Source organism: Nocardioides panacisoli, from assembly GCF_039537325.1.
Lineage (GTDB): Bacteria > Actinomycetota > Actinomycetes > Propionibacteriales > Nocardioidaceae > Nocardioides > Nocardioides panacisoli.
Map to the genome: position 1 here is coordinate 211,740 of NZ_BAABAH010000002.1, position 21,336 is coordinate 233,075.

Genomic DNA, 21,336 nt, shown 5'->3' on the forward strand with positions numbered 1-21,336 from the left:
AGGCTTTCCTGCATCCCTTGGGAAATCTGCACCGGCGCCCAACCCCCGCACCCTCCCGCGGCATCTGTCAGGGTGACCGACGAAGGGAAGTGCCGATGTCACGACCACCCACCGACGACGAGTTCAGCGAGCTCGTGCACGCCTGCTGGGCGGGGCTGTACCGGACGGCGTACCTCATGCTCGGCGACGCCGCCGAGGCCGAGGACCTCGTCCAGACGGCGCTCGCGAAGACCTACGCCAACTGGCGCCGGGTCCGCAGCATCGAGGCCGCACCCGGCTACGCCAGGACGACGCTCGTCAACACCGCGTCCTCCTGGTTCCGCAAGAAGGGCTGGCGCAACGAGCAGCCCACGCTGGTGCTCCCCGACGCCGGGCACGAGACCGACCCGAGCACCCGGCCCACCGTGCTGGACGCCCTCGCGCAGCTGCCGCCGCGGCAGCGAGCGGTGATCGTGCTGCGCTACTACGAAGACCTCAGCATCGCGCAGGTCGCCACCGCCCTCGGCGTCACCGAGGGCACGGTGAAGAGCCAGACCTCCGCTGCCATCGAACGGCTCCGCACCCTGCTGGGTGAGGCCGTCCTCCCGATCGGAGCAACCCATGACTGAACGACTGAACGACCTGCTGGTCGAGGAGGCCGACGGGCTCGACGTCCCGGCGCCGCCGGCCGGCGCGATCCTCCACCGCGCCCGCGGCCTACGGCGTCGTCGCCAGGGGCTGGTCGGCATCGCGGCCGCTGCTGCCGCGGTGGTGGCGATCGGCGGCGTGGCGGCGCTCACCGGCGGCGACTCCGGCACGGCCGCCGACCCCGCCGCGACGACGGGCTCGGCGCCCACGTTCACCGTCGGCACCACGCTGTACTTCGGGGACGGTCACACCGCCGAGATCGACGACAAGGCCGTCAAGTCGATCTACTACACGTCCGCGGGCGTGCTGGTGCGGCACGGAAACAACTCCTGGAGCGACGGCGGCGGCCCGCAGCGGTTCTCGCTGGTCTCCCCCGACGGCACCGTGCACCCGCTGGGGCTGGTCACCGAGGAGACGGTCCACGCCACCGACCCGGCGCAGCCCTACGTGGTCTACGGCCAGAACGTCGACGGCACGCTCCAGCTGGTCGTGTACGACGTGACGGCGGACCGCGAGGCCGCGCGCGTCGACGTCGGGGACACGAAGGGCAACTGGTTCCCCGTCGCGCTCGACGGAGACACGGCGTACGTCCAGGACGGCTACGACGGGGACACGTACGCCGTGCAGTGGCGCACCGGCGACGTCGGGCCCTCCGACCTCAGCTCGATCTGGGAGGTCGCGGGCGGCCACGCGACCTCCGCGAGTGCCGGCCACCTCGAGGTCACCGACCTCGCCACCGGGAAGACGCTCCTCGACGTCGCGGCCAACGGCTCGCTCGACCTGTCCCCGGACGGGCGGTTCGCCATAGTGGTCGACGAGGACGCGGGCATGAGCGGCAAGCCGACGCCCTCCGACGTCTACGACGTGGCCACCGGCTCGCACGTGAGCGTGCCCGGCGCTGCCTACGACTGGGGCTGGACCGCGGACGGCGACCTGTTCAAGGTCGCCGGCGGCAAGCTCACCACCTGCGACTCCGTGACCGGCGACTGCGCCACGACCGACGTCGACGTGCCGGACTCCGACGGCGCGCAGAACGAGCCGGCATGCCCGGTCAGGATCGGCAAGCACGGCGAGGCGAGCACCGGCGACTGCGAACCGGCGCCCGACCCGGCCGAGGTCCGGCTCGGCGGACGCGTCTACGAGTCCTGAGCTGATCCGATCCCCGCGGGGCCGGCTTCGATCAGCGTGACGAAGCCGGCCTCGTCGAGGATCGTCAGCCCCAGCTCCTCGGCCTTCGCCGCCTTGGAGCCGGCGTTCTCGCCGACGACGACGTAGTCGGTCTTCTTGGACACCGATCCCGCGGCCTTCCCGCCGCGAGCGAGGATCGCCTCCTTGGCCTCGTCGCGGCTGAAGCCCTCGAGCGACCCGGTGACCACGACGGTGAGGCCTTCGAGGGTGCGGGCGACGGACGCGTCGCGCTCGTCCTCCATCGCCACCCCGGCGGCCTGCCACTTGTCGACGATCGCGCGGTGCCAGTCGACGGCGAACCACTCGATCACCGCCTCGGCGATCGTCGGCCCCACTCCCTCGGCATCGGCGAGCTGCCCCTCGGTGGCGGCACGGATCGCCTCCATCGAGCCGAACTCGGTGGCGAGCGCGCGCGCCGCGGTCGGGCCGACGTGGCGGATCGAGAGGGCGACGAGGACCCGCCACAGCGGGACCTGCTTGCGCTCACCCAGGTTCGCGAGGAGGCCGACCGCGTTGGCCGTCAGCTGCGGCCCGTCCTCCCCCTTCTTGGGTGCCCGGGTGAAGAGCGGGGCCTTCAGCAGCTTCTCGGCGGTCAGCGAGAACACGTCACCCTCGTTCTCGACGACGCCCGCCTCGACCAGCGCGTAGGCGGCCTCGGAGCCCAGGCCCTCGATGTCGAACGCGCCGCGGCTGGCGACGTGGTAGACCCGCTCGAGCACCTGCGCCCGGCAGCTGCGGGTGTTGGGGCAGCGCAGGTCCTTGTCGCCCTCCTTCTGCTCGGCGAGGGTGGTGCCGCACGAGGGGCACTCGGTCGGCATCACCCACGCGGGCAGACCCTCGGGCCGGAGCGCCAGCACCGGCCCCAGGATCTCGGGGATCACGTCACCGGCCTTGCGCAGGATCACGGTGTCGCCGGGCCGGACGTCCTTGCGCTTGACCTCGTAGGCGTTGTGCAGGGTGGCACGCTCCACGGTCGAGCCGGCGACCTTCGTCGGCTCCATGACCCCGAACGGGGTCACCCGGCCGGTGCGGCCGACGTTCACGCGGATCTCCAAGAGCTTGGTGTTGACCTCCTCGGGCGGGTACTTGTAGGCGATCGCCCACCGCGGCGCCCGGCTGGTCGACCCCAGCCTCCGCTGCAGCGCGACGTCGTCGACCTTGATCACGACGCCGTCGATCTCGTGCTCGGTCACGTCGTGGCGGTGCTCGCCGTAGTAGGCGATGAACTTCTCGACCTCGGCGAGGGTCGGCAGCACCCGGACCCGCTCACTGGTCGGCAGGCCCCACGCGCGCAGGGCGTCGTAGGCCTTGGACTGCGCCGTCGGCTCGAACCCCTCGCGGGCACCGATGCCGTGGCAGACCATGCCGAGCTCGCGGGTCGCGGTGACCTTGGGGTCCTTCTGGCGCAGCGACCCCGCGGCCGAGTTGCGCGGGTTGGCGAACATCGGCTTGCCCGCCTCGACCAGGGACGCGTTCAGCCGCTCGAAGGCCGCCGGTGGCAGGAAGACCTCGCCGCGCACCTCGATCAGGTCCGGGACCGGGAACTCCTCGGTCGGCGTGAGCCGGTGCGGTACGTCGGCGATCGTCCTCACGTTGGGGGTGACGTCCTCGCCGGTGCGCCCGTCGCCGCGGGTCAGCGCGCGGACCAGCCGGCCCTTCTCGTAGAGCAGGTTGATCGCGAGCCCGTCGACCTTGAGCTCGCACAGCAGCTCGGGAGCCTCGATGCCGTCGCGCCCCAGCCGCGCGTACCACGACTCCAGCTCCTCGAAGGAGAACGCGTTGTCGAGGCTCTCCATCCGGCGCAGGTGGTCGACCGCCCGGAAGTCGGTGGACACCGCGCCGCCGACCTTCTGCGTCGGCGAGTCCGGCGTCCGCAGCTCGGGGTAGCGCTCCTCGAGCTCCTCGAGCCGGCGCATCCTCGTGTCGAAGTCGGCGTCGGAGAGGGTCGGGTCGTCGAGCACGTAGTAGCGCCAGCGCGCGTCCTCGACGGCCTCGACGAGGGTGCGGTGCTCCTCGCGGGCCTCCGGCGGGGCTGCCTCAACCTGGGTGTCGACCTGGGCCGGACGGGCGTCGCTCATGGGCCCCATCTTGCCGTGCGCCACCGACAGCACGAGGACAGCACGGATGTCGGTGCGCAGTGGCAGGGTCGGAACGAAGAAGTCCGGAGAAGGACTTGCATAGAACGAAACCGTTCCGTACTGTCTGACGAAACGAAACAGTTCCGTTTCATTCTGAGAGGTCGTCATGTCCCCCGCTCGTGCCAAGGAAGCCCTCGCCTCGCTCACCCGACCCCGCGTCGAGGGCGAGCGTGAGCAGGAGATCCTCGACGCGACCCTCGACATCCTCTCCGAGGTCGGCTACGACCGGCTGACGATGGATGCGGTCGCCACCCGCGCCAAGGCGTCCAAGGCGACGCTCTACCGGCGGTGGAGCGGCAAGGCGCAGCTGGTCATCGACGCGCTGATCCACGACAAGGCGCCGATCGTCGCTGCCGACACCGGCACCTTGCGGGGTGACCTGCTCAGCGTCTTCTGCGGGATGGGCGGCATCACCGACCCCCAGCAGATGGCGATCCTCGGCAGCGTCATCACCGCCATCAGCCGGGACGAGGAGTTCGCGGAGGCCTTCCGCCGCGACTTCATCGGCCCCAAGAAGCACATCACCGAGGGGATCTTCCAGCGGGCCATCGACCGCGGCGAGATCCGCTCGGACATCGACCTCGACCTCATCACCGCAGCCCTCCCGGGCATCTGTCTGCACCGGGCGTTCCTCCTCGGGGAGCCGCCCACCGCCGAGCTGGTCACCAAGGTGATCGACCTGGTGATCCTTCCTGCCGTGACCCGCGGCTGACATCCCTCCTCGCACCCGCAAAGGAACTCTCATGACCGACGTCGAAGCGCTCGACCCTGCCCAGAACCGGGTGGACGAGGTCGACGCGACGCCCAAGAGCGCGCACCCGGGCCTGGCCCTCGCGCTCATCCTCACCGCGCAGCTGATGGTGGTGCTCGACGGCACCATCGCCAACATCGCGCTCCCCTACATCGGCACCGACCTGGCGATCTCCCAGGCGAACCTGACCTGGATCGTCACCGGCTACGCCCTCGCGTTCGGCGGCCTGCTGCTGCTCGGCGGCCGCCTCGGTGACCTCTACGGCCGGCGCCGGCTGTTCATCCTCGGACTGGCGACCTTCGCGATCGCCTCGCTGCTCGGCGGCCTCGCCCAGAACGAGGCCATGCTGCTCGGCTCGCGGGCCCTCCAGGGCGTCGGCGCGGCCCTCGCCGCGCCCGCAGCGCTCGCGCTGATCACGACGACCTTCCCGGCCGGCCCGCAGCGCAGCCGCGCCATGGCGGCGTACGCCACCATGTCGGGCGTCGGCGCCGCGATCGGCCTGATCCTGGGCGGCTACCTCACCGACCTCGACGCCGTCTTCGGCCTCGACGTGAGCGGCTGGCGGCTGACCTTCCTGATCAACACCCCGATCGGCCTCGCCGCCGCCGCGCTCGCGCCCCGCGTGCTCAAGGAGTCCGAGACCCACCACGGCGAGCTCGACGTCCCGGGCGCCGTCACCGGCACCCTGGGCCTGCTCGGCATCGTCTTCGGCCTGTCCCGCGCGGGCCAGGCGGACTACGGCTGGGACAGCTGGCAGACCATCGCCTCGCTCGCCGCCGGACTCGTCCTGCTCGTCGCGTTCATCCGGATCGAGTCGCAGGTCGAGCACCCGCTGCTGCCGATCCGGATCTTCGCCAACCGCACCCGGGCCACGAGCTTCATCGCGATGGCGATCGCGCCGGCAGCGATGATGGCGATGTTCTTCTACCTCAGCCAGTTCATCCAGCAGATCATGGGCTACAGCGCCCTGCACGCCGGGTTCGCGTTCCTGCCGTTCTCGTTCGGCATCGTGATCGGCGCCGGCATCTCCTCGAACCTCGTGGGCAGGATCGCCCCGCGCTACATCGCGGGCACCGGCACCCTGCTCGCCGCGGTCTCGCTGTTCATGTTCTCGCGGATCTCGGTCGACAACTCGGCGGCCGACGTCCTGCGGGCGGTGGGCAGCAACCAGGCGATCGGCAGCGACCTGAGCTACTGGGCGCACATCTTCCCGTGGGTGGTCCTGATGTCGATCGGCATGGGCTCGACCTTCGTGCCGATGATGCAGACCGCGATGCACCACATCGAGGCGGCCGACTCGGGCATCGGCTCGGGCGTGCTCAACACGATGCAGCAGGTGGGCGGCGCGCTGGGCGTGGCCACGCTGAGCACCGTGGCGCTGCACTACTTCAACGGCACGTCGGCCGCTCTCGCCGGACCGGTCGCGACCGGCCTGCAGAAGGCGGGTGTCGACCCCGCCGCGACCGTGCCGGGCACGGACGTGACGTTCCTGCACGCTGCGCTCTTCCAGGGCAGCTTCCCCGACGGGGCGGTGCACGCCTTCATGGTCGCGGCCGTCCTCATGATCGTCGCCTCCGGCGTGATCTGGACCTTCCTCAACGTGAAGCACACGGAGCTGGCCACGGACGCACCCGAGGCGGCGCTGCCCGTCGCCTGACTCCTGGCGACGCGCTCGCCGTACGACCGTCGAGTCGGCAGAAGCTCGCACACATACTGCGAACTTCTGCCGACTCGCGGCGTCTCGCGCACCGGCTCGGGTTACACGCGAGCGCCGGCCAGGGCGGTCGAGATGGCCTCGACGAAGGCGGGGAGGTCGTCGGGCTTGCGGCTGGTGATGAGGTAGTCGTCGATCACGACCTCGTCGTCGATCCACGAGCCTCCGGCATTGCGTACGTCGTCCGCGAGGCTCGGCCAGCTGGTCAGCCGGCGACCCTCGACGAGGTGGGCGGACACCAGCAGCCACGGACCGTGACAGATCACGGCGAGCGGCTTGCCGGCGCCGGCGGCCTGGCGCACCAGCTTCTGGGCGGTGGTGTCCGTCCGCAGGTGGTCGGCGTTGACGGTGCCACCGGGCACGACGAGCGCGTCGATCTCGTCGACGACCACGTCGTCGAGGCTGCCGTCCACCTCGACCTTCTGCGTCTGCTCGACGTCGCCCTGCATCGCCTGGATCGGCTCCCCGGTCGGCGAGTAGACCTTCACCTCGGCGCCGCCCTCGCGCAGGGCGTCGCGCGGAGTGACCAGCTCCGCCTCCTCGAAGTAGTCGCTCGCGATGATCGCGACGCGCTTGCCGGTCAGGTGGGTCATGGGGTCCTCCTCCAAGGGCTGCTGAACGCCTGTCCAAGTACCCCGTCGCCGGACTGCTATTCCACGAGCCCCCGCACCGGCCGGACCCCCTCGGCGTACCCCCGCGTCGTGGTGAGCCCGTAGCTCGCGAAGCCCCGGACCAGCGACTCGAAGTCCCGGCCCGCGCGCCCGAACTCCCACGACGGCTCGGGCAGGCCGCCGACGATCGTGTTCGAGCGCACGGTCCCGAGGACGACGGAGTCCCGGCTCTCGCGAAGCATGATCGCCACGCCCTGCCGCCAGCCGGTCGTCACCCCGCGCCTGGTCCGGCAGTGCCAGCCGGGGCCGCAGGTCGGCACGCGGGCCGCATCGGCTGCGACGACCACCAGCGACGTCGTGTGGTCGGACGAGCGGAGCTCCACGCCGACGGCGCGGTCGCCGGACTTCTCCGTGCCGATCGGCCCGGCGCTCCGCGGCTGCGTCGCGCCGTCCTCGCGCATCCACTGCGCGAGCACGCCCGGCGTCGTCGGGACGGCTTCGGCCGCGGCGGCCTCGTCGTCCGGCCACTTCGGGAGGTCCGTTTCGACCATCTCTTGGGTCGTCGTGGCCGAGAACCGGTCGTCGGTGACCAGCCGTTCGAGGTCGTCGATGGTGACGGGAAGGTCGTCCTGCTCGCGCGGGTCGCGACGGATCTGCTGGCCGGCGTAGACGACGGTGCGGTCCTCGCCGTGGATCGCGTAGGTCAGCACCAGGATGCCGGGGTCCTCCTCCGGCTGCTCCTCCTGCCAGCGGAGGTACATCGTGCCGTCGCCGACCGTCCACTCGGCGCAGGAGTAGTACGGCGTGCACCGCGCCGGAGCGGGCTGCGCCGGTCCGACCCGGAGGTGGAGGTAGTGCGCGTCGGACGACCCGCCGGGGTGCCAGTTGACCTCGACGCCGAGCGGCTCGGGGACGTCGTAACCCGGGTTCGGTTCGTAGGACGACGGCGAGATCCCCAGCACGTCGACCGCGACCGCGGCGAGCGCCTCTTTGGTGGCGGGGGCCGGCGAGGTGTCCGGCCGGCTCACCCACCAGGCGCCACCGGCGGCGGCGAGGCCGAGGACGACGACCGCTCCGAGCACGACCAGCAGGACCCGCTTCGACACCCGAGACTCCTTTCGCGACCGCCCCGTCCGCGGTGGACGGGCGGCTACCGGCCCTCGCCCAGCGAGCGCGCCGCGCTCGCCGCCAGCCCGAGCGCGCGCCGGGCCCACGCACCACCGGCCTCCGCGAGCCCGCAGGTGGGCGCGACCAGCAGCGAGCCCGCCACCTGCTCGAGGTCGAGGCCGACCAGGTCGAGCCAGCGCAGGACGCCCTCGACGACCGACTTCTCGGTGGGCGGCGCGGACGGCTCGGACGTCGGCACGACGCCCAGGACCACGGAGTCCCCCGCCTCCAGCGCCTCGGCGAGCACGTCGTGGCCGCCGGCGGGCACCAGGCCGAGGTCGACCGCCAGCCCGCGGGCGCCGGCCCCCCGCAGCAGGGTCAGCGGCGCGTCCGGGGCGCAGCAGTGCACCCACGGCTCCGCACCGGCGTCCCGCACCGCGCCCAGGACCCAGCCGAGCGCCTCGCTGGCCTCGGGCGGGTGCACGGTGCGGTGCCTGCCGAAGCCGGACGCCGTGGGCACCGAGCCGGCCAGCACAGCGGGCAGTGCCGGCTCGTCGAGCTGCACGACCAGCGGGGCGGCGCCCGGCAGCCGGCGGCGAAGGTCGGCGACGTGGTCGGTGACCGCCGCCGCCAGCGCCTGGGCGAGGTCGCGCCGGGCCCCGTGGTCGGCGAGCACCCGGTCCCCGCGGGGGCGCTCGACGGTCGCCGCGAGCGTCCACGGCCCGGTGAGCTGCGTCTTGAAGCCGCCGCGGTAGTCCTCGGTCTGCTCCTCGACGGCATCGAGGTCCTGCGCGAGCAGGCTCCTGGCGCGGCGCTGGTCGACCGCGGGCGCGCCGGAGGTGCCGGTCAGCCGCCACCCGGCCGGTTGCAGGTCGGCGTCCAGCTCGCCGAGCAGCCCGACGGTCCGGCCGATCATCCCGGCGGCCGCGCCGCGACCCGGTACCTCGGGGACGAACGGCAGCCCGTGCTCGCCGGCCAGCTCACCGACCACCACCGCGAGCGCCTCGTCGAAGTCGCGCTGCGTGTCTCCGGGGAACGAGCCGATCCCGGTGGCCCTCACGAGGCTCTGGCCCGCTCGGCAGCCGTGATCGTCGCCGACCCCACGACGCGCGTGCCGTCGTAGACGACCGCCGCCTGGCCGGGCGCGATGCCGTGGGCCGGGTCGAGCAGCTCGATGTCCATCCCGTCCTCGGCGACCGCGACCACCGCACGGTGCTCGGCACCGTGGGCGCGCAGCTGCACCGTCACGTCCGGACCGTCGAGCCGGGTGCCCGCGGCCGGTGCGGGCCCGCACCAGCGCGGCTGCTCGCCGCGGATCGACGTCACCGCGAGCCGCTCGTGCGGACCGACCCGCACGGTGCCGGACACCGGCTCGATGTCGAGGACGTAGCGGGGCCGCCCGTCGGCGGCCGGCCGGCCGATCCGGAGCCCCTTGCGCTGGCCGATCGTGAACCCGTAGGTCCCGCCGTGCCTCCCGAGGACCTCGCCGCTCTCGTCGTCGACGATCTCGCCGCCGTGGTTGGGGGCCCGCTCCCCGAGCTTCTCGCGCAGCCAGCCCGCGTTGTCGCCGTCGGCGACGAAGCAGATGTCGTGGCTGTCCGGCTTGTCCGCGACCAGCAGCCCCCGTCGCGCCGCCTCCTCGCGCACCTCGCTCTTCGGGGTGTCGCCGAGCGGGAACAGCGAGTGCCGCAGCTGCCGCTCGTCGAGCACCCCGAGGACGTAGGACTGGTCCTTGCCGTCGTCGACGGCGCGGTGCAGCTCCGGTACGCCGTCCGGTCGGTTCTCGAGCCGCGCGTAGTGCCCGGTCGCCACGGCGTCGAAGCCGAGCGCCAGCGCCCGGTCGAGCACGGCGGCGAACTTGATCTTCTCGTTGCACCGCAGGCACGGGTTCGGCGTGCGGCCGGCGGCGTAGGTGGCCATGAAGTCCTCGACCACGTCCTCGTGGAAGCGGTCGGACAGGTCCCAGACATAGAACGGGATGCCGATCACGTCGGCCGCCCGCCGCGCGTCGTTGGCGTCCTCGATGGTGCAGCAGCCCCGGGCGCCCGACCGGTAGGACTTCGGGTTCCTGGACAGCGCGAGATGGATCCCGGTCACGTCGTGACCGGCCTCAGCGGCACGGGCGGCGGCGACGGCCGAGTCCACGCCGCCGCTCATCGCGGCGACCACCCTCATGCCCGTGCGGCCCTGGCTCGCTCCACGCACGGGCCGATCGCCTCGACCAGCGCGGTGACGTCGGCCTCGGTGCTGGTGTGACCGAGGGTGAACCGCAGCGAGCTGCGGGCGCCCTCCTCGTCGCGGCCCATCGCGAGCAGCACGTGGGAGGGCTGGGGCACGCCGGCCGAGCACGCCGATCCGGTGGAGCACTCGATGCCCCGGGCGTCGAGCAGCATCAGCAGCGAGTCGCCCTCGCAGCCCGGGAAGCTGAAGTGGGCGTTGCCGGGCAGCCGGTGGGCGGGGTCGCCGTTGAGCACGGCATCCGGGACCACCCGGCGCATCTCGGCGACCAGGTGGTCGCGCAGCTCGGCCACCCGGGCCGCGCGCTCGGCCTGCTCCTTCACCGCGACCTCGACGGCCGCCGCGAAACCGGCAATGGCCGGTACGTCGAGCGTGCCGCTGCGGACGTCGCGCTCCTGCCCGCCGCCGTGCATCAGCGCGGTCAGCTCGATCTCCCGGCGCACGACCAGCGCGCCGACGCCCTGCGGGCCGCCGACCTTGTGGCCGGACAGCGACATCGCGTCGACGCCGGACGCGGCGAAGTCGACCGGCACCGCGCCGAGCGCCTGGACGGCGTCGGTGTGGACGGGGATGCCGTGCGCGGCGGCGATCTCGACGACGCGGGTCACCGGCTGCGTCGTGCCGACCTCGTTGTTGGCCCACATCACCGTCACCAGGGCAACCGTCGAGGGGTCCCGCTCGATGCTGGCCGCGAGCGCGTCGAGGTCGAGCCGGCCGAGCTCGTCGACCCGGACCAGCTCGAGGTCGGCGTCGTCGTGCTCCGCCAGCCAGTGCAGCGGGTCGAGCACGGCGTGGTGCTCGACGGAGGTCGCGAGCAGCCGGCGCCGTACGTCGTCCGCGGCCCGGCGCGACCAGTAGAGGCCCTTGACCGCGAGGTTGTCGGCCTCCGTGCCACCGGAGGTGAAGACCACCTCGCCGGGCCGGCAGTTGAGCGCCTGGGCGATCGTCTCCCGCGACTCCTCGACGATCCGGCGCGCCCGGCGGCCCGACGCGTGCAGCGAGCTCGGGTTGCCCGGCTCACGGAGGTGGGCCGTCATCGCGTCGACCGCCGCGGGGACCATCGGCGTGGTCGCGGCGTGGTCGAGGTAGACCGGCGTGCTCATGACGGACCCAGCGTACGGCGTCACCCCGCGTTCAACCGCCTCCCCTAGCCTGCACAGCATGCTGCAGGACGTCCGCGAGTACATCGACAAGCTCCAGATCGAGGGTCACACGATCGGGGAGGACCACGACGACGACCCCGTGCTGCTCGATGCCGAAGGCCGGGCGGTGGACACCTGGCGCGAGAACTACCCCTACGCGGACCGGATGTCCCGGGACGAGTACGACGAGACGAAGTACCTCCTGCAGGTCGAGCTGCTCAAGCTGCAGAACTGGGTCAACGCCACCGGCAGCAAGCACGTGCTGCTCTTCGAGGGCCGCGACGCGGCCGGCAAGGGCGGCACCATCAAGCGGTTCATGGAGCACCTCAACCCGCGCTACGCCCGGACGGTCGCGCTGACCAAGCCGAGCGACCGCGAGTCCAACCAGTGGTACTTCCAGCGCTACGTGCAGTACCTGCCGACCGCCGGCGAGATCGTGCTCTTCGACCGGTCCTGGTACAACCGCGCCGGCGTCGAGCGGGTGATGGGCTTCTGCGAGGACGACGAGTACGAGCGGTTCATGACCCAGGTCCCGCTCTTCGAGAAGATGCTCGTGGACAGCGGCATCTCGCTCACCAAGTTCTGGTTCTCCGTCACCCAGTCCGAGCAGCGGACCAGGTTCATCATCCGCCAGGTCGACCCGGTCCGGCAGTGGAAGCTCTCCCCCATCGACATCCAGTCGCTGGACAAGTGGGACGACTACACCGCAGCCAAGGAGGCGATGATCCGGCAGACCGACACCGACTACGCGCCCTGGACGACGGTCAAGAGCAACGACAAGAAGCGCGCCCGGGTCAACGCGATGCGCTACTTCCTCTCCCGCTTCGAGTACGACGGCAAGGACCCCGCGGTGGTCGGCAGCCCCGACCCGCTCATCGTCCAGCGCGGCATCGACGCGGTCGGCGACTGAGCACCGCTCAGGCGTCCGTGGTGAACCGCCACCTGGTCACCGCCGACCAGGTCTCGCCCGGCCGGAGGACGCTGTCGCCGTACGTCGGCCACTCGGGGTGGTTGGGGGTGTCCGGGAACGCCTGGGCCTCGAGCGCGAGGCCGGTCCGCGGTGCCGGCAGCGCGTCACCGGTGTAGACCTGCAGCCCCGGTCGGTCGGTGGACAGCTCCACGACCCGGCCGCTCGCCGGGTCGCTGAGCCGGGCGGCCGGACCGGCTCCCGGGTCGTCCAGGACCCAGCAGTGGTCGTACGTCGAGCCGTCGACCTCGGTCTCCGCGCGGACGTCGAAGCCGGTGCCCTCGACCGGGGCCAGGTCCCCGAGCGGGATCGACCCGTCGTCGACCGGGAGGTACCGGGACGCGGCGACCTGGAGGCGCTGGTCCGCGACCGGGCCGCCGAGCGCGAAGTAGGGGTGCTGCGTGAGGCTGACGACGGTCGGGGCGTCCGCCGTCGCGCCGTGCTCGATCGCGACCTCCTCGCCGGCGACGGTGATCGTCGTCGTGGCCACCAGCCCTGCCGGGAAGCCCATCTCGCCGCCGGGGCTGGCCAGCGACAGGCGCACCCCGCCCCCGACCGGCTCCGCCGACCAGACCCGCTGGTGGAAGCCGCCGGGGCCACCGTGCAGCGCGTGACCGCGGTCGTTGACCGGCACCCGGTGCTCGTGCCCGTCGAGGACGAACCGCCCGTGCGCGATCCGGTTGGCGAACCGCCCGACGGTCGCGCCGGTGTAGGTCTCGTCGCTCTCGTAGGCGGCCAGGTCCGGCAGGGCCAGGAGCACGTCACCGGCGCGGCCGTCCCTGTCGGGGACCACGAGCGACTGCAGCCGGGCCCCGTAGGTCAGCACCGCGAGCCGGAGCCGGTCCCCCTCGACCCACCAGCGCTCGACCGGCGCGCCGGCGGCGGTCTCGCCGTACGGCTCGCGCCGTACGCGGACCGGACTCAGCGGACCACGCGGATCGTCCCGATCCGCGTCGGCGAGCCGAGGACCACGCTGCAGCCCATCGTCGAGGTCAGGTCGCCGAGCCCGCGGTGGATCGTGGCGTGCGTCGTGAACGCGTGACCGGCGTGCAGGGGGAAGGTTCCGGTGTGGCGGAACCGGTAGCCCACCGCCCGGCCGTGCGCGTGCAGCACCATCGGTCCCGAGGACGGGATGTCGGTGTCCGGGACCCGCAGCCGCTTGATCTGCCGCTGGTGGGACTCGACCCGGTAGAAGGCGTCCCAGCTCGTGCCCTCGACGGACCGTCCCCCGAGGCCGCGCATGTAGTCCACGATGCTCGCCGGCAGCACCAGCCGCACGTTCACGCGGCGGGCATGCATCCGGTCGCCCTTGTGCAGCTGCCGTGGCAGGTCCACCCGGATCCGGGCCCGCACGTGGGCGCTGTTGCCGTTCACCTCGCAGAGGTACGTCGTCCGCAGCGTCCGGGTGACCGCCGACGCGGGCGACGGAGCGACGAGGACAGAGATGCCGAGCGCGGCGAGCAGGGCGAGCACGATCAGACGGGGAGCACGCATGCTCGGACGTTAGCGCCTCTCGCGTCAGAGGACGACGAGGTCGTCGCGGTGAACCACCTCACGTTCGTAGCCCGGGCCGAGGTCGCGCTTGAGCTCCTTGCTGGAGCGGCCGAGCAGCGCGGGCAGCTCGGCCGCGTCGAAGTTCACCAGGCCGCGGGCCACCACGGCGCCGTCCGGGCCGACCAGCTCGACCGGGTCGCCGGCCACGAAGCCACCGTCGACCCCGGTGATCCCCGCGGCGAGCAGGGAGGCCCTGCGCTCGACGACCGCGCGCACGGCTCCGGCGTCGAGCACGACGGTGCCCTTCGCCTCGGTCGCGTGCCGCAGCCACAGCAGCCGGGTCGGGCGCCGCTTGCCCGTGGCGTGGAAGAGCGTGCCGACCGGCTGTGCCGCCAGCGCCGCCGCGGCGTGCTCGGCGGAGGTCAGCACGACCGGGATGCCCGCGCCGGTGGCGATCTGCGCGGCCTCGACCTTGGTCGTCATCCCCCCGGTGCCGACGCCGGCGGCTCCGGTCGAACCGACCCGGACCCCGTCGAGGTCGGCATCGGTGCGCACCTCGGCGATCAGCCGGGCTCCGGGCCGGTGCGGCGGGCCGTCGTACAGCCCGTCGACGTCGGACAGCAGCACCAGCAGGTCCGCGCGGACCAGGTGCGCGACCAGCGCCGCCAGCCGGTCGTTGTCACCGAACCGGATCTCGGTCGTCGCCACCGTGTCGTTCTCGTTGACGATCGGGATCACGCCGAGCTCGAGGAGCTTGGTGAAGGTCTGCTGCGCGTTGCGGTAGTGCGAGCGCCGGGTGACGTCGTCGAGGGTGAGCAGCACCTGGCCGGCGGTCAGCCCGTGCCGGGCGAGCTCCTCGGTGTAGCGGTGCACGAGCAGTCCCTGCCCGACCGACGCCGCCGCCTGCTGCGCGGCGAGTGCACGCGGCCGCCTGCGCAGGCCGAGCGGCGCCAGGCCCGCCGCGATCGCGCCGGAGGACACGAGGACGACCTCGGCTCCCCGCGAGCGCGCCTCGGCCAGTACGGCGACCAGCGCGCTCACCTGGGCGGGATCGATGCCGCCCTCGGCCGTCGTCAGCGAGGACGAGCCGACCTTGACCACGATCCGGCGGGCGTCCGCCACGACCTGCCGGTCATTCACCGGGGAAGTCCTCGTCCCACCCGTCGTCGGACATGAAATCCGGGTCGTCCGCCGACCCGATCTCGTAGGCCTGCGGGCCGTACTCCTCCGGACGGTCGATCCGCCGCGCCACGTCGGCGCGGGTCTCGGTCTCAGCGCGCTCGGGCAGCGCCTCCTGGATCTGGCGGCGTCGCTGGGCCGCCGGGCGGTCCTCGGTGAGCCGGGCGTCCTCGCCACGGCGCGAGAGGTTCTCGGCCCCGGCGTCGATGCCGGGCTTGAAGTCGAAGACCACGTAGTCGTCGGCCGGGCCGATGAGCACGGCGTCGCCCTCCTCGGCGCCCGCCTGCAGGAGCCGGGTCTCCACACCGAGCCGGTTGAGGCGGTCGGCGAGGAAGCCGACGGCCTCGTCGTTGCTGAAGTCGGTCTGCCGGACCCACCGCTCCGGCTTCTGGCCGCGCACCCGCCAGCCGGCACCCGTCCTGGTGACCGTGAACTCGTCGGCCCCGACGCTCTTGGGCCGCAGCACGATCCGCTTGGTCTCCACGGTCGCCTTCGCGGCGCGGGCCGCCTGCACGATCTCGGCCATCGCGTAGACCAGCTCGCGGGTTCCCTCGCCCGAGGCGGCCGAGATCTCGAAGACCCGCAGGTCCCGCGCCCGGAGCTCGTCGACGACCATGCCGGCGATGTCGCGGCCGTCGGGCACGTCGACCTTGTTCAGCGCGACCAGGCGGGGGCGGTCCTCGAGCCCGCCGTAGCGGCGCAGCTCGTCCTCGATGACGTCGAGGTCGTCGACCGGGTTGCGGCCGGGCTCCAGGGTGGCGGTGTCCAGGACGTGCACGAGGGCCGCGCAGCGCTCGATGTGACGGAGGAAGTCGTGGCCCAGACCCCTGCCCTCGGCGGCGCCCTCGATCAGGCCGGGGACGTCGGCGACGGTGAACGTCGTGTCGCCGGCGGAGACGACACCGAGGTTCGGCACCAGGGTCGTGAACGGGTAGTCGGCGATCTTGGGCCGGGCCCGGGAGATCGCCGCGATCAGGCTCGACTTGCCGGCGCTCGGGAAGCCGACCAGGCCGATGTCGGCGACGACCTTGAGCTCGAGCACGATCTCGAGCTCGTCGCCGGGCTCGCCGAGCAGCGCGAACCCGGGGGCCTTGCGCGTCCGGGACGCGAGCGAGGCGTTGCCGAGGCCGCCCTTCCCGCCCTGGGCGATGATCATCTCGGTGCCGGGCCCGACCAGGTCGGCCAGCACGTCGCCGTTCGGGAGCGCGACGACCGTCCCGTCCGGCACCGGCAGCACCAGGTCGGCGCCGTGCGCGCCGTTGCGGTGGTCCCCCGCCCCGTGCCCGCCGGACTCGGCCTTGCGCTTGGGGCTGTGGTGGTAGTCGACGAGCGTGGTGACGTCGGGGTCGACCCGCAGGATCACCGAGCCGCCGGGCCCGCCGTTGCCGCCGTCGGGACCGCCGAGCGGCTTGAACTTCTCCCGGTGGACCGACGCGACACCGTTCCCGCCCCGCCCCGCTGCGACGTGCAGCGCGACCCGGTCGACGAAGGTGGGAACAGCCATGGGTGGAGTCTCTCAGTGAGGAAATGGAAGAAGGGCGCCCACGCGGGACGCCCTTCCACGAATCGCTGTGCGGAGCGTCAGCTGACGTCCGCCGGGACGATGTTGACGACCTTGCGGCCGCGCTTCCTGCCGAACTCGACCGCGCCGGGCACCAGCGCGAACAGGGTGTCGTCGCCGCCACGGCCGACGCCCGAGCCCGGGTGGAAGTGGGTGCCGCGCTGGCGGACGATGATCTCGCCGGCGTTGACGACCTGGCCGCCGTACCGCTTCACGCCGAGGCGCTGGGCGTTGGAGTCGCGGCCGTTCTTGGTGGACGCCGCGCCCTTCTTGTGTGCCATCTCTTCAGTCCTTCGGTGTGTCGAGCTGCCGGTGGAGCAGGCTCAGAGCTTGATGTCGGTGACCTTGACCTGGGTGTACTTCTGGCGGTGACCCTGGCGCTTCTTGTAACCGGTCTTGTTCTTGTACTTCTGGATGACGATCTTGGGGCCCTTGGTGGCGCCGAGCACCTCGACGGTGACGGCGGCCTTGTCGAGGCCGGTGGTGGTGACGGTCTCGCCGTCGACCGCCATGACCACGGGCAGGGTCAGGGTGTCACCGACCGGCGTGGAGACCTTGTCGATCTCGATGACGTCGCCGACAGCGACCTTCTCCTGCTTCGCGCCTGCGCGCACGATCGCGTACACCGCGGTCTCCTTAGTAGTCCTGGCCGTCAAGCACGGGGTCAAACTCTTGTGTCCGCAGCACGTCACGTCGCGGCCCGCCTCGGTCGAGGAGGAGCCGGCGCCGGGTGCCAGCAGAACGGCACGCCTGGGGCGCACCGACGATCAATACTACGGACGCTGCGCCCGGGCCGCAAAACGCCGGTCACCGCCCCCGCCGGCGCGGCAGGAGCGGTGACCGGTGGGTACTGCGGCTACTGGCCGATCGAGCTCAGGTCGCTGAGCGCGTCGGTGGCCTCCTTGGTGCAGTCGGCCACCTCCTGCGCGTCGTCGGCGCTGAGGTTGGCCGTGCTCAGGGCGGTCGCCTTGTCCGTCAGGTCCTGGGACTCGGACTGGAGGTCGGTGAGCTGCGAGACGTCCTTGGACTTGACGGCCGCGTTGACCTTGTCGACGTAGTCCTTGACCGCGTCGCAGTAGGCCTTGACGTCGGCGTTGCTCGAGTCGCTGCCGCCGCCGCTGTCCGAGCTGGAGTCGCCGGAGCCGCCGCTCCCGCCGTTGTCGTCGTTGTTGTCGCCGCATGCAGCGGTCCCGAGGGCGAGGACGGCTGAGAGCAGGATGGCAGGCAGCAGCTTCATGAATGTTCCCTTCGGCGCATCTTCTTGACCGCGAGAAGGCCTCACACGGCCCGCTGCGCATCGAAGCACGGCCCGTTCAGGCGTGCCGAAATGTGGTGCGAGCGGCCGACTTTGCCAACAATGCGACGAACCGGGCGGGAGTCAGCGCTTGCGGGCGCCCTTCTTCTTGATCGGGACGTGCTCGACGTGCGGCTCCTCCGCATGCACCTCCGGTGACACGGCGCCCGCGGGGTCGACGTCTCCGATCCCGGGCTCGATCGCACCGTCCACGGGCGGGCTGCCGATCGCACCGACGGTCGGCTCCGCCGCGGCGGCCGCTGCGGGCGGGCCGGCGGGCCGGCTCGCTGCGCGGCGGCGGGTACGGGTGACCACGGTCGGCGGCGCAGGAGGCGCGGGCGCCTCCTCCGGCTCGGCGGCCTCGGGCTCGGCAGCCTCGGAGTCAGCGGCCTCGGGCTCGACGGCCTCCGGTTCGGCGGCCTCCGGCTCGGCGGCCTCGGGCTCGGGCTCCGGCTCAGCGGCCGCGGGCTCGCCCGCCTTGGCCTCGACGGCGGCGGGCTCGAGGGGCTCCGGCGCGGCCTCGGCCGCGACGGCCGGCGCCTCCGCGACCTGCTCGTCGACGTCCCGCTCGTCGACATCCTGCGCGTCGACCTCTTGCCCGTCGTCCTCGGCGTCCTCGTCCTCGGGGGCCGGCGGCTTCGCCATCGCCGCGACGTCCTTGGGCGACGGAACGGGCTTGGCAGCCTGCCCCTCGTCGCCCTGGTCGCCCTGGCCCTTGCCCCGGCGGCGCCGGCCGCGACGCGGCTCCTCGTCGCCGCCGCCGCCACCGCGGCGCGGCTCGACCGGCAGCTCGTGCACGATCACGCCGCGGCCCTGGCAGTGCGGGCAGTTCTCGCTGAACGCCTCGAGCAGGCCGGTGCCGATCCGCTTGCGGGTCATCTGCACCAGGCCGAGGGAGGTCACCTCGGCGACCTGGTGGCGGGTCCGGTCGCGGCCCAGGCACTCGACCAGCCGGCGGAGCACCAGGTCGCGGTTCGACTCCAGGACCATGTCGATGAAGTCGACGACGATGATGCCGCCGATGTCGCGCAGCCGGAGCTGGCGGACGATCTCCTCGGCCGCCTCGAGGTTGTTCTTGGTGACCGTCTCCTCGAGGTTGCCTCCGGAGCCGGTGAACTTCCCGGTGTTGACGTCGATGACGGTCATCGCCTCGGTGCGGTCGATGATCAGCGAGCCGCCCGAAGGCAGCCAGACCTTGCGGTCGAGGCCCTTGGCGATCTGCTCGTCGATCCGGTAGGCCGCGAACAGGTCCGGTCGCGTGCGGCCGTCCTCACCGTCGGTCTTGTAATGCTCGAGCCGGCCGGCCAGGTCGGGGGCCACGTGCTCGACGTAGTCGTGCACGGTCTCCCAGGCGTCGTCTCCCTGGACGACGAGCTTGGCGAAGTCCTCGGTGAACAGGTCGCGGACGACCTTCAGGGTGAGGTCCGGCTCGCCGTACAGGAGCTGCGGGCCGTTGCCCTTGGCCGCCTTGGCCTCGATGTCGGTCCAGCGGGCCTTGAGCCGCTCGACGTCGCGGGTCAGCTCGTCCTCGGAGGCGCCCTCCGCAGCCGTGCGGACGATCACGCCCGCCGACTCCGGAACGATCTCCTTGAGCAGGGTCTTCAGACGGGCCCGCTCGGTGTCGGGCAGCTTGCGCGAGATGCCGCTGGTGGTGCCGTCGGGCACGTAGACGAGGAACCGGCCGGCCAGGCTGACCTGGCTGGTGAGCCGGGCGCCCTTGTGCCCGATCGGGTCCTTGGTGACCTGCACCAGGATCGTCTGGCCGGACTGCAGGACGGACTCGATCTTGCGCGGCGAGCCCTCCTTGTGGCCCAGCGCGGACCAGTTGACCTCGCCGGCGTAGAGGACGGCGTTGCGGCCCTTGCCGATGTCGATGAAGGCGGCCTCCATCGACGGCAGCACGTTCTGGACCCGGCCGAGGTAGACGTTTCCGATCAGCGACGTCTGCGACTCGCGCGCGACGTAGTGCTCGACCAGGACCTTGTCCTCGAGCACGCCGATCTGGGTGAGCTCGTCGCGCTGCCGGACCACCATCACCCGCTCGACGGACTCACGACGGGCCAGGAACTCGGCTTCGCTGACGATGGGCGCCCGGCGCCGGCCGGCCTCGCGGCCCTCGCGGCGGCGCTGCTTCTTGGCCTCGAGCCGGGTCGAGCCGGCGACCGCGGTGATCTCGTCCTCGGCCGAGCGCGGCTTGCGCACGCGGGTGACGGTGTTGTGCGGGTCGTCGCCGCCGCCGTCGCCCGAGTCGCCCTCGCGGCGCCTGCGGCGCCGGCGTCGCGACGAGGAGGACCCGCCGCCACCCTCGGCGTCGCTGCCCTCGGAGTCGCCGTCGTCGGTCTTCTCGGCCTCGTCCTCGGGACCCTCGTCGTCGGAGTCCTGGGCGTCCTCGCCGCTCTCGCCCGGCTTGCGTCGGCGGCGGCCACCGCGGCGCCGGCGCCGGCGGCCGCTGGCGGACGTGCCGCCCTCGCCGGCCTCGGTGTCCTCGTCGTCGGTGCGTGCGTCGCCCTCGGCGGCCGGCTCGGGTGCCTCGGTCTTCTCGTCGGCCTTGCTGCCGGTCTTGCTGCCGGCCTTGCCGGCACCGTCGGCGCTCTCTGCCTTGGCTCCCTTGGCCGGCCGGTTGCCGGACTTGGCCTTGGTCCGGGTGGGCGCCTTCTGCTCGGCCTGCTCCTCGGTCTGCTCCTCCGCCGGCTCGGCGTCGGGCGTCGCGGCCGCCTTCGAGGCCCGCTTCCGAGGTGCTGTCTTCTCGGGCGCCTGGAAGAGCGGGAGCGTGGCCGGCCCGGACGCGTCCTCCGCCGGCTCGGCGGTCGGGGCGTCGACCTGGGTGTCCGCGGGCGCCTTCTTCGCGGCGGCCTTCTTGGCCGGCGCGCGCTTCCGCGGTGCCGCCTTCTTCGGCGCGTCCTCCGCGGGCGAGGCAGCCTCGCCGGCGCTCTCGGGCGTGTCGGCAGGTGCCGCAGCGGCCTTCTTGGCGGTCCTGGGCTTGCTCGCCGCCTTCTTCGCGGCCGCCTTCTTCGCGGGCGCCTTCTTGCGCGGCGCGGGCTTGTCGGCCGCGGCCCCGTCCCCGGAGTCCGGGGTCGTCGCCTGCGGGGCGTCGGCGTTCACGTTCTGGTCGTCAGCCATGTGCTGCTCCTCGACCCGGCCGCGAGCGTCCGGGTGTGTCATCGCCGCCCGGGCGGGAATCCACACCGACGGCGTAAGCCTTCTGCGGGACGACTTCCTCCGCGTGCGTCACCGGAACACGGCTCCCCACCTGCCGCGGTCGCTCGCGCGTCGCGTCTGGCGACGAGTCGCCCTCCACTGTGCCGGACCGCGGTTTCGGCCCGGC

The 21,336-nt window shown here is 72.6% G+C and carries 19 protein-coding genes; 5 read left to right on the forward strand and 14 right to left on the reverse strand.

Features of this window, described 5'->3' with window-relative positions:
* Positions 1–95 precede the first annotated feature (95 nt).
* Both ABD709_RS03990 and ABD709_RS03995 read left to right on the forward strand, forming a co-directional pair.
* The gene (locus ABD709_RS03990) at positions 96–608 is read left to right on the forward strand and encodes a SigE family RNA polymerase sigma factor (RefSeq protein WP_344772522.1); all 513 of its coding nucleotides are present in this window, start codon (positions 96–98) and stop codon (positions 606–608) included.
* Positions 601–1,776: a hypothetical protein gene (locus ABD709_RS03995; RefSeq protein ID WP_344772524.1), complete on the forward strand. Its 1,176-nt coding sequence runs from the start codon at positions 601–603 to the stop codon at positions 1,774–1,776. Before ABD709_RS03990 ends, ABD709_RS03995 begins: the two co-directional genes overlap by 8 nt.
* Here ABD709_RS03995 and ligA read toward each other — a convergent pair.
* Complete coding sequence (ligA, locus tag ABD709_RS04000; protein ID WP_344772526.1) at positions 1,764–3,893, reverse strand: NAD-dependent DNA ligase LigA; 2,130 nt, start codon at positions 3,891–3,893, stop codon at positions 1,764–1,766. The two genes, ABD709_RS03995 and ligA, sit on opposite strands and share 13 nt — an antisense overlap.
* A gap of 166 nt (positions 3,894–4,059) precedes the next feature.
* Here ligA and ABD709_RS04005 point away from each other — a divergent pair, with 166 nt between their 5' ends.
* Together ABD709_RS04005 and ABD709_RS04010 are read left to right on the forward strand one after the other, a co-directional pair.
* Positions 4,060–4,665: a TetR/AcrR family transcriptional regulator gene (locus ABD709_RS04005; RefSeq protein WP_344772528.1), complete on the forward strand. Its 606-nt coding sequence runs from the start codon at positions 4,060–4,062 to the stop codon at positions 4,663–4,665.
* Between the two features lie 31 nt (positions 4,666–4,696).
* The gene (locus ABD709_RS04010; protein WP_344772530.1) at positions 4,697–6,361 is read left to right on the forward strand and encodes an MFS transporter; all 1,665 of its coding nucleotides are present in this window, start codon (positions 4,697–4,699) and stop codon (positions 6,359–6,361) included.
* Positions 6,362–6,462: 101 nt separating this feature from the next.
* Here the strand turns inward: ABD709_RS04010 and ABD709_RS04015 are convergent, their stop codons facing one another.
* From ABD709_RS04015 to ABD709_RS04035, 5 genes are read right to left on the reverse strand one after another with little or no spacing between them, the layout of a single operon-like run.
* Positions 6,463–7,011, reverse strand: coding sequence for a type 1 glutamine amidotransferase domain-containing protein (locus ABD709_RS04015; protein WP_344772532.1), 549 nt, complete (start codon positions 7,009–7,011; stop codon positions 6,463–6,465).
* 56 nt (positions 7,012–7,067) lie between these two features.
* A complete protein-coding gene (locus ABD709_RS04020) occupies positions 7,068–8,135 on the reverse strand; it encodes a hypothetical protein (RefSeq protein ID WP_344772534.1) in 1,068 nt (355 codons plus the stop codon).
* A 44-nt stretch (positions 8,136–8,179) separates the two neighbouring features.
* Positions 8,180–9,196, reverse strand: coding sequence for a uroporphyrinogen decarboxylase/cobalamine-independent methonine synthase family protein (locus ABD709_RS04025; RefSeq protein WP_344772536.1), 1,017 nt, complete (start codon positions 9,194–9,196; stop codon positions 8,180–8,182).
* A complete protein-coding gene (gene mnmA / locus ABD709_RS04030) occupies positions 9,193–10,311 on the reverse strand; it encodes a tRNA 2-thiouridine(34) synthase MnmA (RefSeq protein WP_344773031.1) in 1,119 nt (372 codons plus the stop codon). The genes ABD709_RS04025 and mnmA overlap by 4 nt, the downstream gene beginning before the upstream one ends.
* Entirely contained in the window at positions 10,308–11,477 is a 1,170-nt protein-coding gene (locus tag ABD709_RS04035; protein WP_344772538.1) for a cysteine desulfurase family protein, read from the reverse strand. The genes mnmA and ABD709_RS04035 overlap by 4 nt, the downstream gene beginning before the upstream one ends.
* Positions 11,478–11,535: 58 nt before the next feature.
* Between ABD709_RS04035 and ppk2 the strand changes: the two genes are divergently transcribed.
* A complete protein-coding gene (gene ppk2 / locus ABD709_RS04040) occupies positions 11,536–12,426 on the forward strand; it encodes a polyphosphate kinase 2 (protein WP_344772540.1) in 891 nt (296 codons plus the stop codon).
* 7 nt (positions 12,427–12,433) lie between these two features.
* Here the strand turns inward: ppk2 and ABD709_RS04045 are convergent, their stop codons facing one another.
* The 8 genes from ABD709_RS04045 to ABD709_RS04080 all read right to left on the reverse strand — a co-directional run bounded on the left by ABD709_RS04045 (position 12,434) and on the right by ABD709_RS04080 (position 21,131).
* Complete coding sequence (locus ABD709_RS04045) at positions 12,434–13,462, reverse strand: aldose epimerase family protein (RefSeq protein ID WP_344773033.1); 1,029 nt, start codon at positions 13,460–13,462, stop codon at positions 12,434–12,436.
* Positions 13,405–13,977 (reverse strand): DUF6801 domain-containing protein, encoded by a 573-nt coding sequence (locus ABD709_RS04050; protein WP_344772542.1) that lies wholly within the window; start codon positions 13,975–13,977, stop codon positions 13,405–13,407. The genes ABD709_RS04045 and ABD709_RS04050 overlap by 58 nt, the downstream gene beginning before the upstream one ends.
* Before the next feature lie 24 nt (positions 13,978–14,001).
* The gene (gene proB, locus ABD709_RS04055) at positions 14,002–15,117 is read right to left on the reverse strand and encodes a glutamate 5-kinase (protein ID WP_344772544.1); all 1,116 of its coding nucleotides are present in this window, start codon (positions 15,115–15,117) and stop codon (positions 14,002–14,004) included.
* Entirely contained in the window at positions 15,110–16,660 is a 1,551-nt protein-coding gene (obgE, locus tag ABD709_RS04060; protein WP_344772546.1) for a GTPase ObgE, read from the reverse strand. The genes proB and obgE overlap by 8 nt, the downstream gene beginning before the upstream one ends.
* Before the next feature lie 77 nt (positions 16,661–16,737).
* Positions 16,738–16,998: a 50S ribosomal protein L27 gene (gene rpmA, locus ABD709_RS04065; RefSeq protein ID WP_344772548.1), complete on the reverse strand. Its 261-nt coding sequence runs from the start codon at positions 16,996–16,998 to the stop codon at positions 16,738–16,740.
* 42 nt (positions 16,999–17,040) lie between these two features.
* A complete protein-coding gene (rplU, locus tag ABD709_RS04070) occupies positions 17,041–17,343 on the reverse strand; it encodes a 50S ribosomal protein L21 (protein WP_344772550.1) in 303 nt (100 codons plus the stop codon).
* A 230-nt stretch (positions 17,344–17,573) separates the two neighbouring features.
* On the reverse strand, positions 17,574–17,954 hold the full coding sequence (locus ABD709_RS04075) for a hypothetical protein (RefSeq protein WP_344772552.1): 381 nt from the start codon (positions 17,952–17,954) through the stop codon (positions 17,574–17,576).
* Positions 17,955–18,095: 141 nt separating this feature from the next.
* Entirely contained in the window at positions 18,096–21,131 is a 3,036-nt protein-coding gene (locus tag ABD709_RS04080) for an Rne/Rng family ribonuclease (RefSeq protein WP_344772554.1), read from the reverse strand.
* Positions 21,132–21,336: the final 205 nt, after the last annotated feature.

Excerpts from the sequence above, each read along its gene's own strand:
- ABD709_RS03990 (WP_344772522.1), top strand. The coding sequence starts at position 96 with ATGTCACGACCACCCACCGACGACGAGTTCAGCGAGCTCGTGCACGCC.
- ABD709_RS03995 (WP_344772524.1), top strand. The coding sequence starts at position 601 with ATGACTGAACGACTGAACGACCTGCTGGTCGAGGAGGCCGACGGGCTC.
- ligA (WP_344772526.1), bottom strand. The coding sequence starts at position 3,893 with ATGAGCGACGCCCGTCCGGCCCAGGTCGACACCCAGGTTGAGGCAGCC.
- ABD709_RS04005 (WP_344772528.1), top strand. The coding sequence starts at position 4,060 with ATGTCCCCCGCTCGTGCCAAGGAAGCCCTCGCCTCGCTCACCCGACCC.
- ABD709_RS04010 (WP_344772530.1), top strand. The coding sequence starts at position 4,697 with ATGACCGACGTCGAAGCGCTCGACCCTGCCCAGAACCGGGTGGACGAG.
- ABD709_RS04015 (WP_344772532.1), bottom strand. The coding sequence starts at position 7,011 with ATGACCCACCTGACCGGCAAGCGCGTCGCGATCATCGCGAGCGACTAC.
- mnmA (WP_344773031.1), bottom strand. The coding sequence starts at position 10,311 with ATGAGGGTGGTCGCCGCGATGAGCGGCGGCGTGGACTCGGCCGTCGCC.
- ABD709_RS04035 (WP_344772538.1), bottom strand. The coding sequence starts at position 11,477 with ATGAGCACGCCGGTCTACCTCGACCACGCCGCGACCACGCCGATGGTC.
- ppk2 (WP_344772540.1), top strand. The coding sequence starts at position 11,536 with ATGCTGCAGGACGTCCGCGAGTACATCGACAAGCTCCAGATCGAGGGT.
- ABD709_RS04050 (WP_344772542.1), bottom strand. The coding sequence starts at position 13,977 with ATGCGTGCTCCCCGTCTGATCGTGCTCGCCCTGCTCGCCGCGCTCGGC.
- obgE (WP_344772546.1), bottom strand. The coding sequence starts at position 16,660 with ATGGCTGTTCCCACCTTCGTCGACCGGGTCGCGCTGCACGTCGCAGCG.
- rpmA (WP_344772548.1), bottom strand. The coding sequence starts at position 16,998 with ATGGCACACAAGAAGGGCGCGGCGTCCACCAAGAACGGCCGCGACTCC.
- ABD709_RS04075 (WP_344772552.1), bottom strand. The coding sequence starts at position 17,954 with ATGAAGCTGCTGCCTGCCATCCTGCTCTCAGCCGTCCTCGCCCTCGGG.
- ABD709_RS04080 (WP_344772554.1), bottom strand. The coding sequence starts at position 21,131 with ATGGCTGACGACCAGAACGTGAACGCCGACGCCCCGCAGGCGACGACC.